This window comes from Pacificoceanicola algae (assembly GCF_049341065.1).
Classification (GTDB): Bacteria; Pseudomonadota; Alphaproteobacteria; order Rhodobacterales; family Rhodobacteraceae; genus Pacificoceanicola.
In genome coordinates, this window is the sequence record NZ_JBMPIX010000012.1 from 1 (window position 1) to 14,707 (window position 14,707).

The following is a 14,707-nucleotide window of genomic DNA, read 5'->3' on the forward strand; positions in this document are numbered from 1 at the left end:
CCGGGAATGCCCGCGCCGCCAGCCCGCATACGCTCGGCCAGGGTGCCCTGCGGGTTGAATTCAAGCTCAAGCTCTCCGGCCAGGTATTGACGCATGAATTCCGCGTTCTCGCCCACGTAGGAGGACATCATCTTCTTGATCTGCTTGGTCTCGAGCAATTTGCCCAGGCCAAAACCGTCCACGCCCGCGTTGTTCGAGGCCACCGTCAGATCCTTGACGCCGCTCGCAACGAGGGCATCGATCAGCAGTTCCGGAATACCGCAAAGCCCAAAGCCCCCAGCGGCAATCAACATCCCGTCGTGCAAAAGACCGTCAAGGGCCTCCGCAGCCGAGCCATATACTTTCTTCATGCCGCTTGTCCTTCTGTTCTGTCTTTCGGAAGACGCAGTCCAAGAATTCTGCGCGCCTCGGTCCAGGTCGCGATCGGTCGATTGTGTCGTTCGCAAATTTCAGCGGCCCGGCGGACAAGCGCGGCGTTGGACGGGGCCAGCCTGTCGCGATCGAGGCGGACATTGTCTTCAAGCCCGGTCCGGGCGTGGCCACCCGCGGCGATGGCCCATTCGTTCAGCGTCAGCTGGTTGGAACCGATGCCCGCGGCGCACCACGGTGCACCCGCGCCAAACAGCCGATGAACTGTATGGATGTAGTAATCGAACACGTCCCGATCGACCGGCATCGCATTCTTCACCCCCATCACGAACTGCACATAAGGTGTACCTGCCAACTGCCCCTTGTCGGCCATGTCCTTGGCTTTCAGGATGTGACTCAGGTCAAAGGCTTCGATCTCGGGTTTGACGTCATAGGCCAATATTTCCGAGGCCAGCCAATCCACCAGATCCGGCGGGTTCTCGTAAACGCGGGTCGGGAAGTTGTTGGAGCCGACCGAGAGCGACGCCATGTCTGGCCCCAGCGACAGCATTCCGCCGCGTGTCTGGCCAGCGCCCGAACGTCCGCCCGTCGAGAATTGTATGATCATGCCCGGGCAGTGTTTCTCGATCCCCTCTTTCAAAGCCGCGAATTTCTCTGGGTCAGAGGACGGGGTTTCATCGTCATTGCGCACATGGGCATGAACGATGGAGGCACCCGCCTCGAAAGCTTCGTGAGTGGACTCTACCTGCTCCGATACGGTGATCGGAACAGCGGGATTGTTGGCTTTCGTGGGCAAACTACCCGTGATTGCCACGCAAATGATGCAGGGGCTTGTCATGATATCGTTCCGTTTGGACAGGTCGACAAACTTCAGTTTGGTCGAGGTCAATCTTTGGTCAGGGATGCGCGGCGGCCGGTGCAGGCGCTTTGCGGTTGCTCAAGACTTCCATCTCGTCACGTTCGTCATTCGTGAAGAACATCCAAACAGCGTCAGATGTCTTGTGTTTCTTGCATCCCGGACAGGGGTTACCTTCGTTCTTGCACATGGTTCCTCCTCCCGTGCGGTTCTGGGCATCAGGCGACTTTGGCAGCCGCTCCTGGCATTTTTTCGAGGGCTTCGACAAAAAATGGACGGAACCCGTCCGGGTGCTCGCTCATTGGGAAGTGTCCCAGCTCGTCCATCACAGCCAGCGTCGCTCCCGGGATTGCATTGGCGGTGCGTTCGGCGTCTTCCGGCGTGCAGGTCAGGTCGTATGCCCCAACGATGATGTGGACCGGCGTTTTTGCGGTGTCGATCGTCGGCAGACGCGGGATCAGGCTATCGTCGCGAGTGTAGAAGCTCAGGTCGCCCCGGAACACGCCCGGTCCGCTTTGCATGAACATCCAAAGGGTGTTCCAACGCTCGGAATTGGGCGCATATGGTGAGATATTGGCGGAAACCAGCGCCGCGCCCATCTCGCCACCATGGGCGTCGGGGCGGTGGAACCAGTCGATGTCGTACCAAGCGGGCTGGAAATCTGATGCCTCGATAGCGATAAAGCCGCTGAATTTCTGCGGGTGCAGTGCAGCAAGTTGCAACGCAATACGTCCACCCATCGAACAGCCCGCGAGAACGGGGCGATCCAGACCAAGCCCATCGATCACAGCGAGCACGGTCTCGATATAGGCCTCGGTCGTGAGAAGGTATTCCTCGGTCTCGAAACCTTCGGGGGGCAGCGATTTGCCATGCCACGGCATGTCAAAGGCGATCAGGCGGTTGGACGCGGTGACCTCGGCATCATTCATCAGGTGGCGCCATTGACGGGTATCGGCGCCCGCGGTGTGCAGGCAGATGACCGGACGGCCCTGCCCGGCCTCTTCGAAATAAATGCGGCGCGGTGCACCCTGAACAGTGACCGTCACGTAGCGGCCGGTGATGGGTTCGATGCTCATGCGGCCAGCTCCCTTGTTGCGCGGGCAAGCGTCAGGACTTCCTTGAAGAAACGCAGGTTCTTGACGAGCGACAGGATGTCTCCGTCGATCCGGCCGCGACCGATCTTCACCAGTCCAAAGACGTCGTGAAAGCCCGGTTCTGGCCGTGCCTGCCAGAGTTTCCCAAGGGCCTCGGCGTCCGTGCGCAGGGCAAAGCGCCATGGGGTTTTTCGGCTCGGGCCTTCGATCACCGAAAGGATGTGGCCCTTTTCGAAAGTCAGGTAGTATTCGTTGCCATCCACATCGATCAGGACTGTCTCTGAGAACAGACGCCCCAGACGCAGAAGATGCGGCGTTTCCTCAAGTGTGGATTGGATGTGCTTGAAGGTTTCTATCACCTGAGCCTCCCATGGGTTGATGTGTTACCCTTTGCTGGCACGAACAGCCGCACAGAGGCCATGCCACTGGGGGTATGGGTCAATACTCTGGGATTGATCGAGCCAGGAATATTCTGACAAACGGGGGGGATCTCATGGCACGGCCATCTTGCCTCGCTACGGTATCACCCGATACCGCCACAGGCATTGGGGTCTGAGCCCTTTTCGAGGAAGTCTGTTCGGTGACAGGGGGCGCCCAAACGTCCCGTGATCAGATTTCAGACTGCCAGGAGGAGGAAAGACCCATGGGCATCGTAAACCAAGACAACATCACGGACGTCGTGATTGAAAGCCTCGGCAAGAACGGCGATATCACCAATCGCCAGCGCGAGATCATGACCTCGCTGATCAAGCACATGCACGGCTTTATCAAGGACGTGAAGCTGCAGCACAGTGAATTTCTGGAAGCCTGCAACTACCTTGTACGGGCCGGTAAGCTGAGCAATGACAACCGTCAGGAATTCATCCTGCTGGCAGACATCATCGGTGTCGAGGTTCTGGTCGACATGATGACCAACCCGGTCGAAGGCAACGCCAGCGAATCCACGGTTCTTGGGCCGTTCTACCGCGAGAACCCGCCGGTTCTGCCCAAGGGCGGCTCGACCATTCAGAAGCATTATGAAAATGAAGAAACCGCCTATTACGAAGGTTACATCCGCGACGAGAATGGCAATGGCGTGGCCGGAGTGACCATGGACGTCTGGGAAGACGCTCCGAACGGCGTGTACGAGAACCTCGACCCCGACCAGCCGGAATACAATCTGCGTGGCCGCTTCGAGACCGACGAGAACGGGCACTATGCCTTTGTGGCCGTGCGTCCCGTGCCCTATCCGATCCCCGAAGATGAAACCGCCGGTGAGTTGCTGCGCTACATGGGGCACCACCCGAACCGCCCCGGCCATATGCACTTCATCATCTCAAAGGACGGCTTCCGCCCGCTGATCAGCCAGATCTATGACGCGGACAGTGCCTGGCTGGAAGATGACAGCGTCTTCGCCGTCAAGGAAAGCCTGATCGGCAAGTTCAAGCCGGCGCCGAAAGAGCTGGGAACCGACCTGCACTTCGAATTCGACTTCGTGCTCAAGGCAGCTGCTGCCGATCAGGCCGTCGCCGCCGAGTGAATTGCCGAAACCTCCCTGAAGACTGGCCCCCGACCAACGGGGGCCTTTTTTCGTTCAGAGGTATCGCTTATCGTAAATGCTTGGGGGAGAGCGAAAAAATGAACTTCAAACAATTGAGCTATTTCATCGCGGTTGCCGAAGAACTCCATTTCGGGCGGGCCGCTGATCGGCTGGACATGGCGCAGCCGCCGCTTAGCCGCCAGATCAAGCAGTTGGAAGAAGAATTGGGGGCCATTCTGTTCAACCGGGGCCGCAGCGCAATCACTCTGACGCAGGCCGGTGAACGTCTGTTGGCCCGAGGAAAGTCGATCATCGCACAGCTGGACGATACCCGGCTCGAGGTGCGCCGCTTGGGTCAAGGGGCCGAAGGCCGCCTTCGCATCGGTTTCGTGGGTTCAGCGACGTTTGGAATTCTACCCAATATCATAAGATCTTATCGGGCAAACTATCCCGAGGTGAACCTGAGCCTGAACCCCATGAACAACGCCGACCTGCACAGAGCTTTGGTCTCGCGCGAGCTTGACGTCGTGTTTGCACGACCGACACTCAAGGATCCCGAGTTTCTGTCAAAACACCTTGTCGAAGAAAGGTTGATCCTGGCTTTGCCGGATATTGTCGACACTGAATCGCGGACCGTTGCCAAACTTGAACGGCTGCAAAACCACCATCTGATCCTCTATCCCGAACGCCCTCGGCCAAGCTATGCAGATATGGTGCTGAAGGCGATCGAGGAGGCAGGTTTCGAAGCCCCGCTACGGATCTGGTGCATGGATCTTCAGACCGCACTTAGCCTGGTCGCCGTTGGTGAAGGGGTTTGCATCGTCCCGGAGTCGGTTTCGAATGCACCTCGCAAAGGCATGAAATTCCTGAAAATCGAACCGGAAATCGCACGAACCGAGCTATCTGTGAATTACCGCCTGGATGATCAGGGCGTGCACGTCAAAAACTTCGTGGGTATCGCGCAGAAGGTGGCGCGCAAGACCTTCTGACGCCGTCGCGGGCACGGCCCGTCTTGCGGGCCGCACCGGATCACACACCCAGCCAGGTGTGCTGCGCGTCCTCGTCAGCCTTGATGTCATCGGCGCTGCCGGTCCAGACGATCTGGCCTTTGCCGACGACCACAACATCGTCTGCAAGCGAGGTAGCAAAGCCGAAATTCTGCTCGACGATGATCATCGACAGCCCAGCCGCTTTCAAGTCCTGCAGCTTGTCATGGATCAGCTTGACGATGATCGGTGCAAGGCCTTCAGTCGGTTCATCAAGAATCAACAGCTTTGGGTTCATCAAAAGGCCGCGCGCAATCGCCAGCATTTGCTGTTCGCCTCCCGATAGCTGTGCGCCGCCATTGTCCATGCGTTCGCCAAGCCGGGGAAAAAGGTCCAGGACCCGTTCCATCGTCCATTCGGCACTGGCCCCGCCAAAGCGTTTGGCCGCGATTTCAAGGTTCTCGCGGACGGACAGTGACGGAAAGATGTCGCGCGTCTCGGGCACATAAGCGATCCCGCTTTTGGCGATGTCAAAGGGCTGACCGGCGATCGGTTTTCCATCAAACAAGATTTCCCCGGACTTCAGCGGCAGAAGGCCCATGATGGTCTTGAGCGTCGTGGATTTGCCCGCGCCGTTGCGGCCAAGGATCGCCAGAACCCGGCCTGTTTTCGCCTCTAGCGACAGGCCGTAAAGCACCTGCGTTTCGCCATATCCCGACTGAATTGCATTCAGTTCAAGCATCTTCCCAGCTCCCCAGATAGATTTCCTTGAGCAGTTTTGACCCGCGCGCCTCTTCTGGCAGACCGTCAAACACCACTTCGCCGTAGTTCAGCACCGTGATCGTGTCGGCCACGTCAAAGGCAAGGTCCATGTCATGCTCGATGATCAGCATCGTAAGATCGCGCGGCAGGTTGTTCAGTAGGTCGTGAAACCCTTTCGACATCTCTGGTCCGACACCGCTGGTGGGTTCGTCCATCAGCAGAACAAGCGGTCTTGTGGCCAAAGCGACGCCAACTTCCAGCTGGCGGCGCACGCCATAGCTGATCTCGGACACCTTCGCATGGATGTAGGGCATCAGGTTGACCTGTTCCGCCACCTCTTGCACGATCTCGCGCACATCGGGTTTGGCAAGGCTGTCCGACCAAAGCCGTGTCGCGTGGCCGGTATGGACAGCGGCGGCAAGCCCGAGGTTTTCCTCGACCGTCAGCCCGTCGAACAGCGTGTTCTTCTGATAACTGCGAGACAGCCCGCGACGGGCGCGCTGTGCCACAGGCAGCGCTGTGACATCCTCGCCCGCCAGATGAACCGACCCGCTGTCCGGCGTCAATTCCCCCACCAACTGGTTGAACAACGTCGTCTTGCCTGCCCCGTTGGGGCCAAGAATGACACGGCGCTCGCCGCGCTCCAGCTTTAGCGATACGTTCCGCGTGACGTGGACGGCGCCAAAGCTCTTGTCCAGATTGCGTGTCTCAAGCATCAGTCGCTACCTCCTCGGGCTGCTGTTTGCGGGTGGCATCGGCCACGCGGCGTTCGATTTGGGCACCCCAGCGGGCCTCGATCCAGCCAAAGATCCCGTTGGCACGGCTCGTCACGACGGCGATCAGGATAACCCCCACGACAAGGTGCCAGTAAGTCGTGACGGCACTCAGTTCGTGCTTGAGCAGGACAAAGGCCGCCGCCCCCATGAGCGGGCCAACCAGCGTGCCAAGACCGCCAAGAATCACAACGACCAAAGCTTCGCCGGACACTGTCCAGGCCAGCAGACCGGGCGAGATATAAAGGATGTGCTGCGCCGCAAGCGCCCCCGCCAGACCGGCGATCATGCCGGACAGACCAAAGACATCCGCCTTGATGCGCCAGACCGTCAGGCCCAGCGCGCGCATCCGCTGCTCGTTGTGCATCACACCCGTCAGCGACCGGCCAAGACCGGAGCGCAGGATCAGAACCGCCGCGCCATAGACCGCGCCAAGCACGGCAAGGCAGAACAGCGCAAAGCTGCGGCTGTCGTTCAGATCGACACCGAAAAAGCTCAGATCCAGCCGGGAAATGCCGCCCAATCCGTCGTCGCCGCCAAAGATCGGCGCTTCGAAGACATAGGAATAGGCCATCTGACCGAAGGCCAGCGTTGCCATGATGAAGTAGATCCCGTGGCTGCGCGAGCAGACAGCGCCAATCACCCATGCAGCCGCGCCGGTCACGGCGACGGCTCCGGCCATGGCGACCGGCGGCGCGATACCTGCCTTGGTGGACAGAAGCGCATAGGCATAGGCCCCTACCCCCATCAACGCGCCGTGACACAGCGAGACCATACCACCAAAACCGGCAACAATGTCGAGCGCCAGAACCAGCATGGCGAGGATCAGAATCTCGGTCAGGATTTCCAGCCCGAAGTATTCGGCGGTCAAAGCCTGGAACAATGCGCCGGCGGCCAGAAGCACGAGGGCGGTGTAGCGAAGTGCGTTGTGACGAAACATCGGCTTATCCTTTCGCGGGGAAAAGGCCCACCGGCTTGATCACAAGGACCGCGGCCAACAGGGCGTAAACGAGGACGGATGCCAGTTGCGGCGCAAGCACCGCGCCAAAGGTCTGCACGAAGCCGTAGATCAGCGAGCCCGCGATGGCGCCCTTGAGCGAGCCCAGCCCGCCGATCACGATGACGATCAGCGTCGGGATCAGGATTTGCAGCCCCATGTCTGGCGTCACACTCAGCAGCGGCGCGGCAACCGCCCCGGCCAGACCGGCCAAAGCGCAGCCGACGCAGAACACGGTGAAGAACAGCCGTTCGACATTGATCCCAAGACATGCGGCCATCGCGTCGTTGTCGACACCCGCGCGGATCATCGCGCCGATCTGGGTGCGGCTCAGGACGAAGGCCAGTGCAGCAAAGATCGCAAGGCCAAGGGCAATGATGAACAACCGATATGTCGGATACTCGACGCCCAGAAAGGCCAGGCGACCGGTCAGCAGCTCGGGCACCTCGATGGCCAGCGCCAGATCGCCCCAGAAGATGCGCGTCAGATCGAGCATGACAAAAATCAGGCCGAAAGTGACCAGAACCTGCGCCATTGGCCCGGATTTGCGCATCCGTTTTATCAGTCCGGAATACAGCAGGACACCCACGCCGGCCACAGCGACCGGAGCAAGGAAGAACCCCATCCAGTAGCCGCCGACAGCAGCCAGGGAAGCGGCAAAATAAGCGCCGAGCGCATAGAGCGATCCGTGCGCAAGGTTGACGAAATGCATCAGCCCGAAAATGACCGTCAGGCCGATGGAAAGCAGGAAAAGCAACATGGACAGTTGCAGCGCATTCAGCGCCTGAAGTGTCCAGAAACCAAGATCATGTGCCATGAGAAGTCCTCCTCGGATCAAAAGCCCGGCCACGCACAGGCGGCCGGGCTTGCAACATCAGTTAACGACGGGGGCCATCTCGCAGCCATTGGCGGGATCAGCCTCGGCGGGAAGCTGAGCCAGGACCTGTTGGGTCAGGCCGTTTTCCCCGGCCACGGTCTCGTAGACATAGATCGGCTGGACGACGTTGTTGGTCAAAGGATCGATCGACAGTGTGCCCCGCGGGCCATCAAAACTGACCTGTCGCAGCGCGTTGGCCAGCGTCGCGCGATCCGATGCACCGGTCTTGCTTGCCTCGATCAGCGCGCGGGCGGCGTCATAGCCCTGCACGGCGAATTCCGAGGGAACACGGCCGGTTTCTTCCGTGAAGGCCTCGGCGAAAACGCGGTTCGCGTCGGTGTCGATGGTCGGCACGTAATGCAGCGCCGTGATCACGCCCTCGGCGGCGGGGCCTTCGGCGTTCACGTAGAGCGGCGAGGTCAGGAAGCCGGACCCATAAAGCGGAAGCTCGGTTTTCAGGCCAAAGCTGTCATATTGCTTGACGAAGGAAATCGCTTCGCCACCGGCATAGAACACATAAACCGCATCCGCGCCGCTGGCCTTGGCCTGAGCGAGGTAGGGACCGAAATCCTGCGTCTTCTGGAATGGGGTGAATTCCTGCCCGACAACCTCGCCACCGGCGGCGGTGAAGCTTGCGGTGAAGGCGTCGATCATCTGACGACCGGCCGCATAATCGGGTGCCAGGGTGAAGACCTTGCCGATGCCCTGTCCCTGCATCCAGGCGCCCATCGGGCGGTTGACCTGACTGTTCGAAAAGGACATCCGCGTGATAAAGGGCGAACAGTCGGTTCCAGTGGCCTCGTCATTGCCCGCGTTGGCGACGATCAGCGGCACACCTGCGCCATGGACCATGTCGCGCATCGCGCCCAGCACGCCAGAGCTGACGATGCCGGCAATCACGTCGACATTGTCCTGCAGGATCAGCTTCTTGGCTTTGCCAAGGGCGACCGGCGGTTTGACCTCGGTATCCTCGCGGATGATGTCGAAGGTCGCATCGGTATCGCTGCCGAACTGTGCGATGGCAAGGTTGAAGCCCGCCTCGATGTCGTTGCCAAGCGACGCGTAGACGCCTGAGAAAGGCAACAGCAGGCCCACTTTGATGTCCTCGGCTGCGGCAGGCACAGCAAGACTGGTGGCGAGCCCAAGGGCCGCCAGGATTGCGCGTTTCATTTGTATTTCCTCCAGTTGGTTGTCGGGCCCCTCCTCAGGGCCTATCCCAGATCTCCGCCCCCCACCGGCACGGTGACGCCGGTGATGTAGGAAGCCTCATCCGACGCCAGGAACAGGATCGGGCCTGCCTGTTCGTCGAGTGTTCCGTATCGTTTCATGAACGAGGACTGGATCGTCTGGTCGACGATGGTCTTGTACCAGTCCTCGCGTTGTTCCTGATCCGCGTTCGGGTTGCGCGGGGTGACGCGCGGCGGCGCTTCGGTGCCGCCCGGGGCCGTGGCCACGACGCGAATGCCGCGTTCGGCCACTTCCCAGGCGAGGCTCGCGGTGATCGCGTTCACGCCGCCTTTGGCCGCTGCATAGGGCACCCGGTTCAGACCGCGCGTGGCGATGGATGACACGTTGACGATCACACCTGAGCCTTGCGGCAGCATGTGCTCGATGGCGGTACGGCAACAATACAGCGTCGGGAACAACGAGCGGCGCACCTCGGCGTCGATCTGCTTGGGCTCGTAATGCTCAAAGGGCTTGGCCCAGATCGTGCCGCCCACGTTGTTGATCAGAATGTCGATCCGGCCCCAAAGGTCGATGGCGCGTCGCATCGCCTTTTCACAGCCTGCCCAGGTTTCGAGATTGACCGAGATCGCCTCGGCTTCGCCGCCTGCGGCGCGGATCGCCTTGACCACCTCCTTGCGGGCGGGCGAACGATCCACGATCAGCACGCGGGCCCCCTCGGCGGCGGCGCGCTCTGCAACGCACCGGCCAATCCCCTGCGCCGCGCCGGTCACGACCATGACCTTGGTGTCGAAACGCGGTTTCATGCGGCTTCAACCTCGGCTTCGGTCGGGTTGAACTTTTCGAAGTAGAAATTGGTCGGCTCGACCCCGAGTTTGCCAAAATGCACGCGGACCGCATCAACCATCGGCGGCGGGCCGCACAGGTAGACGTCACAATCGCCGGCGTTCAGATCTTTGGCGGTCAGGTGGTCGGTGACAAAACCCTTGCGGTCATGATCGTCTTCGGCGGCGGCCAAAACCGTAACGACCGAGACATTGCCGATCTTTTCCGCAAGGTCTTTCACACGGTCCAGTTCCACAAGATCCGCTGCACAGGTCACGGCATAATACAGCACAATGGGCTGGTCAGACCCCTGCTCGGCCACCTGTTCCAGCATCGACAGGAAAGGCGCCAACCCGGTCCCGCCCGCAAGCCAAAGCTGCGGACGCTCGATGGGGCGCAGGTAGAATGCCCCCATCGGGCCAGTCGCGGTCAGCCCATCGCCGGGCTGCGCGCGCTGGCCAAGATAGGTGCTCATTACGCCACCGGGCAGGTTTCGGATCAGGAAGCTGGCCTCTTGCGCCCCCGGCGCAGAGGAGAACGAGTAGGCCCGGTGCTTGTCCGCGCCGGGAACCGAAAGGTTCACATACTGGCCGGGCAGGAAGTTTATTGGCTTGGCCAGCTTGACGCGCAGGCCGAATGAGGTTTCAGATAGACGATCGACGCTTTGCACCTCGGCCTCGACGGCTTCGGGTGCGGTCTTGCAAATGGCGGACGAGGCCGGAACCCGCACGACGCAATCGCTTTCGGGGATCATCTGGCAGGCAAGAGCGTAGCCCTGCTCAGCCTCTTCGTCGCTCATGGACTCGTCCATGTAGAATTCCAGCTCGTACTCGCCCTTCTCTACAAAGCACTTGCAGGTGCCGCAGACGCCGTCGCGGCAATCCATCGGCAGGTTGATCTTTTGGCGGAAGGCGGCATCCGTCACCTTCTCGTCGTCATCACATTGGATGACGCGCGTGACACCATCTTCGAAATTCAGGGCAACGTTGTAGGTTGTCATGGCATGCTCCTCCCTTGGCCGCGCACCTGCCAGCGGTGCGCGGGGGTTCAGTCTTGTCCGGTGTCCGGGGTCAGACGTGATAGACGTCGATCACGTGGTGGATGTGATCGTTCTTCAGGACCACCTTCTTGTCGCTGATCAGCGGACGCGCGCCGCTGGTGTCGATCGTGTAGAACGACGTGCCCCAGTGCTGATCCGTTTGATGGTAGCGATAGCTCAGCGTTTGCCAGTTGAAGCGCAGCTTGATCTGCGTCCCTTCACGGCTCAGCACTTCTATCGCCGACAGATAGTGGTTGGTGCGCGGCTCGGGCAGCGATGTCGCCGAAGACCGGTCGGTCTTGATCCGGAACACACGGTCCTCGATGCCCTGTTTGTTGGGGTAGTACATCAACGACATCTCGTTCTGCGGATCTTCCGTCAGCATGTCATAGTCATCCCAGGCAGGCATCCAGAACGGGCAGTCCTTGTGGTAAAAGGTCAGCCATGTGTCCCAGTCTCGATCATCCAGCGCGCGGGCCTCGGCAAAGAGGAAGGCCTGGATGTCTTCGAAGCTCAGCGCGGTGCTGGCGTCGGTGCGTTCAAGCATTTCGGTGCTCATTGTCTTTCCTCCTCATTCGGCCGCGACGGACGCGCCCGGCGCGGTTTCGCGTTCCTTGGCGATCGCTTCGCCCATGCGTTCGGACCAGTTGGTGTGCTGGATGACAAACAGGCCTTCGTCTTCAGTGCGGGCCCCGGACAGGACGGGGTTGATGCCCAAAGCCTTGGCGTCTTCATCGGGGCCTTCGATCCACTGGGTCGCGCCGCGCGTCAGGTCGTTCCATTTCGCATGGGATGCCCCGGCATAGCCGCGCTGGGTTGCGCGGAATTCTTCGGTATCGTCCGGCGTCGCCATGCCGGAGGCGTTGAAGAAATCCTCGTATTGGCGGATGCGCCGGCTGCGCGCCTCTTGGCTCTCGCCCTTGGGGGCGATGCAGTAGATCGTCACCTCGGTCTGATTGACACTGATCGGGCGGAAAACGCGGATCTGGCTGCTGAACTGATCCATCAGGAAGACATTGGGATACAGGCAAAGGTTGCGCAGCACGCCGACCATCCAATCGGCCTTGGTCTTGCCGTGCTTCTCGGTCCATTCTTCGAGGCGCGGATAGCCCGGGCGGTTGGTCGGGTCAGCCCATTCGGTCCAAAGCAGGATGTGACCGTTTTCATAGGCGTGGAAACCGCCACGCTGCTTGGCCCATTTGCTGGCGTCTGTGGCCTTGATGTTGTCTTCCTTGCCGTCATCGGTGCGGTGCGCGGTGGTGGCGACATAGTTCCAGTGAACGGCCGAAACGTGATAGCCGTCAGCGCCATTTTCGGCCTGCAGCTTCCAGTTGCCGTCATAGGTGTAGGTCGAGGAGCCGCGCAACACTTCGAGCCCTTCGTCAGCCTGATCGACGATCATGTCGATCATCTTGCGCGCCTCGCCAAGGTAGTCTTCCAGCGGCTTCACATCAGCGTTGAGCGATCCGAACAGGAAGCCACGGTAGTTTTCAAACTGCGCCACCTTGGTCAGATCGTGGCTGCCATCCTTGTTGAACTGCTCGGGATAGCCAGCGCCTTTGGCGTCTTTCACTTTCAGCAGCTTGCCGGTGTTCGAGAAGGTCCAACCGTGGAACGGGCAGGTAAAGGTCTTCTGGTTGCGGCGCTTGAAGCGGCACAGCTGCGCCCCCCGGTGCGAACAGGCGTTGACCAGCGCGTTCAGTTCCCCATCCTTGTCGCGGGTGATGACGACGGGCGTGCGCCCCATGGTCAGCGTGAAATAGTCGCCGGGCTCGGGGATCTGGCTTTCGTGTGCCATATAGATCCAGTTGCCTTCGAAGATGTGCTTGATTTCAAGCTCGAACAGCTCTTCGTCGGTAAAGATGTCGCGACGGCAGCGGAAAATACCGTTTTCCGGATCGTCCTGAATGGCGCCGTCGAGACGGGCCTCGAATTCATCGAGATTGGATTGGGTGAACATGGTTTCCTCCTCCTGACTGCCGCAACGCTTCAACTGGCGTCCCGGCTGGGTTTGATGTCGTGCCGCCGGTTACTGCCCGGCGACGGCTTTGATGGTTCTGCCGCCATCGCGACGGAAGAATGCGATTTTGTCGGGATCGAGCGCCGCGCCAATGCCCGGTCCTTTCGGGATTTCCACATTGAAATCGCGGTAGATGATCGGCGCTGCCAGAATGTCCTCGGTCAGCAACAACGGACCAAAGAGTTCCGTGCCCCAGTGCAGCGTTTCGACCGTCGAAAAGAGTTGCAGCGCTGCTGCGGTGCTCAAACCGGTTTCAAGCATCGTGCCACCATAGAGGCCAAGCCCTGCCGCCTGAGCGATTGCGATCACCTCGGACGCCCGCTTGAGCCCGCCCGATTGGCCAATCTTGACCGCAAAGACATCAGCCGCTTTGGCCGCCACCACGTCCAAGGCGTCTTCTGGCCCGTTCAGGGCCTCGTCCGCCATGACGGCGATCTCATAGCCACTGGTCAGTTCCGCCATCGCGCGGCGATAGCGCGCCGGAACCGGTTGCTCGACCAACTCGCATCCCGCGTCTTGCAGACCTTTCAAACCCCAGCGTGCGTCCTGAAGCGACCACGCGGTGTTTACATCAACCCGGACGCTGGCGGCGTCACCGACGGCCTGTTTGATCCGGGCCACATGGGCCACGTCATCACGCACAGACCGCTTGCCGATCTTCAGCTTGAAGATGTTGTGGCGGCGGGTCTCGATCATCTGAAGCGCTTCGGCGATATCCGTCTCGGAATTGCCCGATGCCAGCGTCCAGGCAACCGGAAGCTTGTCGTGCACAGCTCCCCCGAACAGCTGAGCGACCGGCACGCCAAGCCGCTTGCCCAGACCGTCCCAAAGCGCAATCTCGACCGCGGTTTTGGCGATGCGGTTGCCCTTCACCAGCTTGTCGATCAGCTGGATCGCCCCGTTGATATTGTCTGCGTCGCTTCCCAGAAGGGCCGGTGCGATATAGGTGTCGATGGCAGACTGAATGCCCTCGGGGCTTTCAGGGCCATAGCTGAGGCCCCCAATCGTGGTGCCTTCGCCCACGCCCTCGGACCCGTCCGAAAAATTGATCCTGACAAGAACAGCTGTCTGCGTCCGCATCGTAGCCATGGAAAGCACATGCCCCCGGATGGTCGGGATATCGAGGATCAGGGTCTCGATCTGGTCAATCTTGGTCACGGGGTTCACCACATCTGTAAAGGTTTCGTTGAGATGCAGATTGCCTTTTGGAAGCGGATTCTGTCGATGATGGGTGGGGTCTTGGGTGATACCCTGACGAGATACCTATTCGCTGACCGCACCGGACAAAGGGCCAAGAGACAAAGTCCGGCACCGCTTTTGGCGACACCTGACGTGGCGACTGCCTGATTTTCGATCGGATTGGGCGGTGCAGCCCGTCAGAAATCGACCTCGATGGCCATGCTTA

General features: G+C 60.3%; 16 protein-coding genes. 2 read left to right on the forward strand and 14 right to left on the reverse strand.

The features are described 5' to 3' along the window. The 4 genes from ACOYQJ_RS16510 to ACOYQJ_RS16525 form a co-directional block, all read right to left on the reverse strand. The coding region (locus ACOYQJ_RS16510) for a CoA transferase subunit A (protein WP_422907148.1) at positions 1-350 on the reverse strand (350 nt) is incomplete at its 3' end. Then, positions 347-1,207 carry a 3-oxoadipate:acetyl-CoA acetyltransferase gene (locus ACOYQJ_RS16515; RefSeq protein ID WP_422907149.1) on the reverse strand — a complete coding sequence of 287 codons (861 nt, stop codon included), beginning with the start codon at positions 1,205-1,207 and terminating at the stop codon, positions 347-349. The genes ACOYQJ_RS16510 and ACOYQJ_RS16515, both read right to left, overlap by 4 nt. Positions 1,208-1,443: 236 nt before the next feature. After that, complete coding sequence (locus tag ACOYQJ_RS16520) at positions 1,444-2,301, reverse strand: alpha/beta fold hydrolase (RefSeq protein WP_422907150.1); 858 nt, start codon at positions 2,299-2,301, stop codon at positions 1,444-1,446. Then, entirely contained in the window at positions 2,298-2,678 is a 381-nt protein-coding gene (locus tag ACOYQJ_RS16525) for a hypothetical protein (protein ID WP_422907151.1), read from the reverse strand. The genes ACOYQJ_RS16520 and ACOYQJ_RS16525 overlap by 4 nt, the downstream gene beginning before the upstream one ends. 284 nt (positions 2,679-2,962) lie before the next feature. Here ACOYQJ_RS16525 and ACOYQJ_RS16530 point away from each other — a divergent pair, with 284 nt between their 5' ends. Both ACOYQJ_RS16530 and ACOYQJ_RS16535 read left to right on the forward strand, forming a co-directional pair. After that, a complete protein-coding gene (locus ACOYQJ_RS16530) occupies positions 2,963-3,838 on the forward strand; it encodes a dioxygenase family protein (RefSeq protein WP_422907152.1) in 876 nt (291 codons plus the stop codon). A gap of 98 nt (positions 3,839-3,936) precedes the next feature. After that, a complete protein-coding gene (locus tag ACOYQJ_RS16535; protein WP_422907153.1) occupies positions 3,937-4,827 on the forward strand; it encodes a LysR family transcriptional regulator in 891 nt (296 codons plus the stop codon). A 40-nt stretch (positions 4,828-4,867) separates the two neighbouring features. Here ACOYQJ_RS16535 and ACOYQJ_RS16540 read toward each other — a convergent pair whose 3' ends face one another. The 10 genes from ACOYQJ_RS16540 to ACOYQJ_RS16585 form a co-directional block, all read right to left on the reverse strand. Further along, on the reverse strand, positions 4,868-5,566 hold the full coding sequence (locus ACOYQJ_RS16540; protein ID WP_422907154.1) for an ABC transporter ATP-binding protein: 699 nt from the start codon (positions 5,564-5,566) through the stop codon (positions 4,868-4,870). Next, positions 5,559-6,302 (reverse strand): ABC transporter ATP-binding protein, encoded by a 744-nt coding sequence (locus ACOYQJ_RS16545; RefSeq protein ID WP_422907155.1) that lies wholly within the window; start codon positions 6,300-6,302, stop codon positions 5,559-5,561. The genes ACOYQJ_RS16540 and ACOYQJ_RS16545 overlap by 8 nt, the downstream gene beginning before the upstream one ends. Further along, on the reverse strand, positions 6,295-7,299 hold the full coding sequence (locus ACOYQJ_RS16550) for a branched-chain amino acid ABC transporter permease (protein WP_422907156.1): 1,005 nt from the start codon (positions 7,297-7,299) through the stop codon (positions 6,295-6,297). The genes ACOYQJ_RS16545 and ACOYQJ_RS16550 overlap by 8 nt, the downstream gene beginning before the upstream one ends. A gap of 4 nt (positions 7,300-7,303) precedes the next feature. Next, positions 7,304-8,173, reverse strand: coding sequence for a branched-chain amino acid ABC transporter permease (locus ACOYQJ_RS16555; RefSeq protein ID WP_422907157.1), 870 nt, complete (start codon positions 8,171-8,173; stop codon positions 7,304-7,306). A gap of 57 nt (positions 8,174-8,230) precedes the next feature. After that, entirely contained in the window at positions 8,231-9,403 is a 1,173-nt protein-coding gene (locus ACOYQJ_RS16560) for an ABC transporter substrate-binding protein (protein WP_422907158.1), read from the reverse strand. A 41-nt stretch (positions 9,404-9,444) separates the two neighbouring features. Next, the gene (benD, locus tag ACOYQJ_RS16565) at positions 9,445-10,224 is read right to left on the reverse strand and encodes a benzoate diol dehydrogenase BenD (RefSeq protein ID WP_422907159.1); all 780 of its coding nucleotides are present in this window, start codon (positions 10,222-10,224) and stop codon (positions 9,445-9,447) included. Then, on the reverse strand, positions 10,221-11,243 hold the full coding sequence (gene benC / locus ACOYQJ_RS16570; RefSeq protein ID WP_422907160.1) for a benzoate 1,2-dioxygenase electron transfer component BenC: 1,023 nt from the start codon (positions 11,241-11,243) through the stop codon (positions 10,221-10,223). Before benC ends, benD begins: the two co-directional genes overlap by 4 nt. A gap of 70 nt (positions 11,244-11,313) precedes the next feature. Further along, positions 11,314-11,841, reverse strand: a complete 528-nt coding sequence (benB, locus tag ACOYQJ_RS16575) for a benzoate 1,2-dioxygenase small subunit (RefSeq protein ID WP_422907161.1) — start codon at positions 11,839-11,841, stop codon at positions 11,314-11,316. 12 nt (positions 11,842-11,853) lie between these two features. Further along, complete coding sequence (gene benA, locus ACOYQJ_RS16580; RefSeq protein ID WP_422907162.1) at positions 11,854-13,242, reverse strand: benzoate 1,2-dioxygenase large subunit; 1,389 nt, start codon at positions 13,240-13,242, stop codon at positions 11,854-11,856. Between the two features lie 69 nt (positions 13,243-13,311). After that, positions 13,312-14,460 (reverse strand): muconate cycloisomerase family protein, encoded by a 1,149-nt coding sequence (locus ACOYQJ_RS16585; protein WP_422907163.1) that lies wholly within the window; start codon positions 14,458-14,460, stop codon positions 13,312-13,314. Between the last annotated feature and the right edge of the window lie 247 nt (positions 14,461-14,707).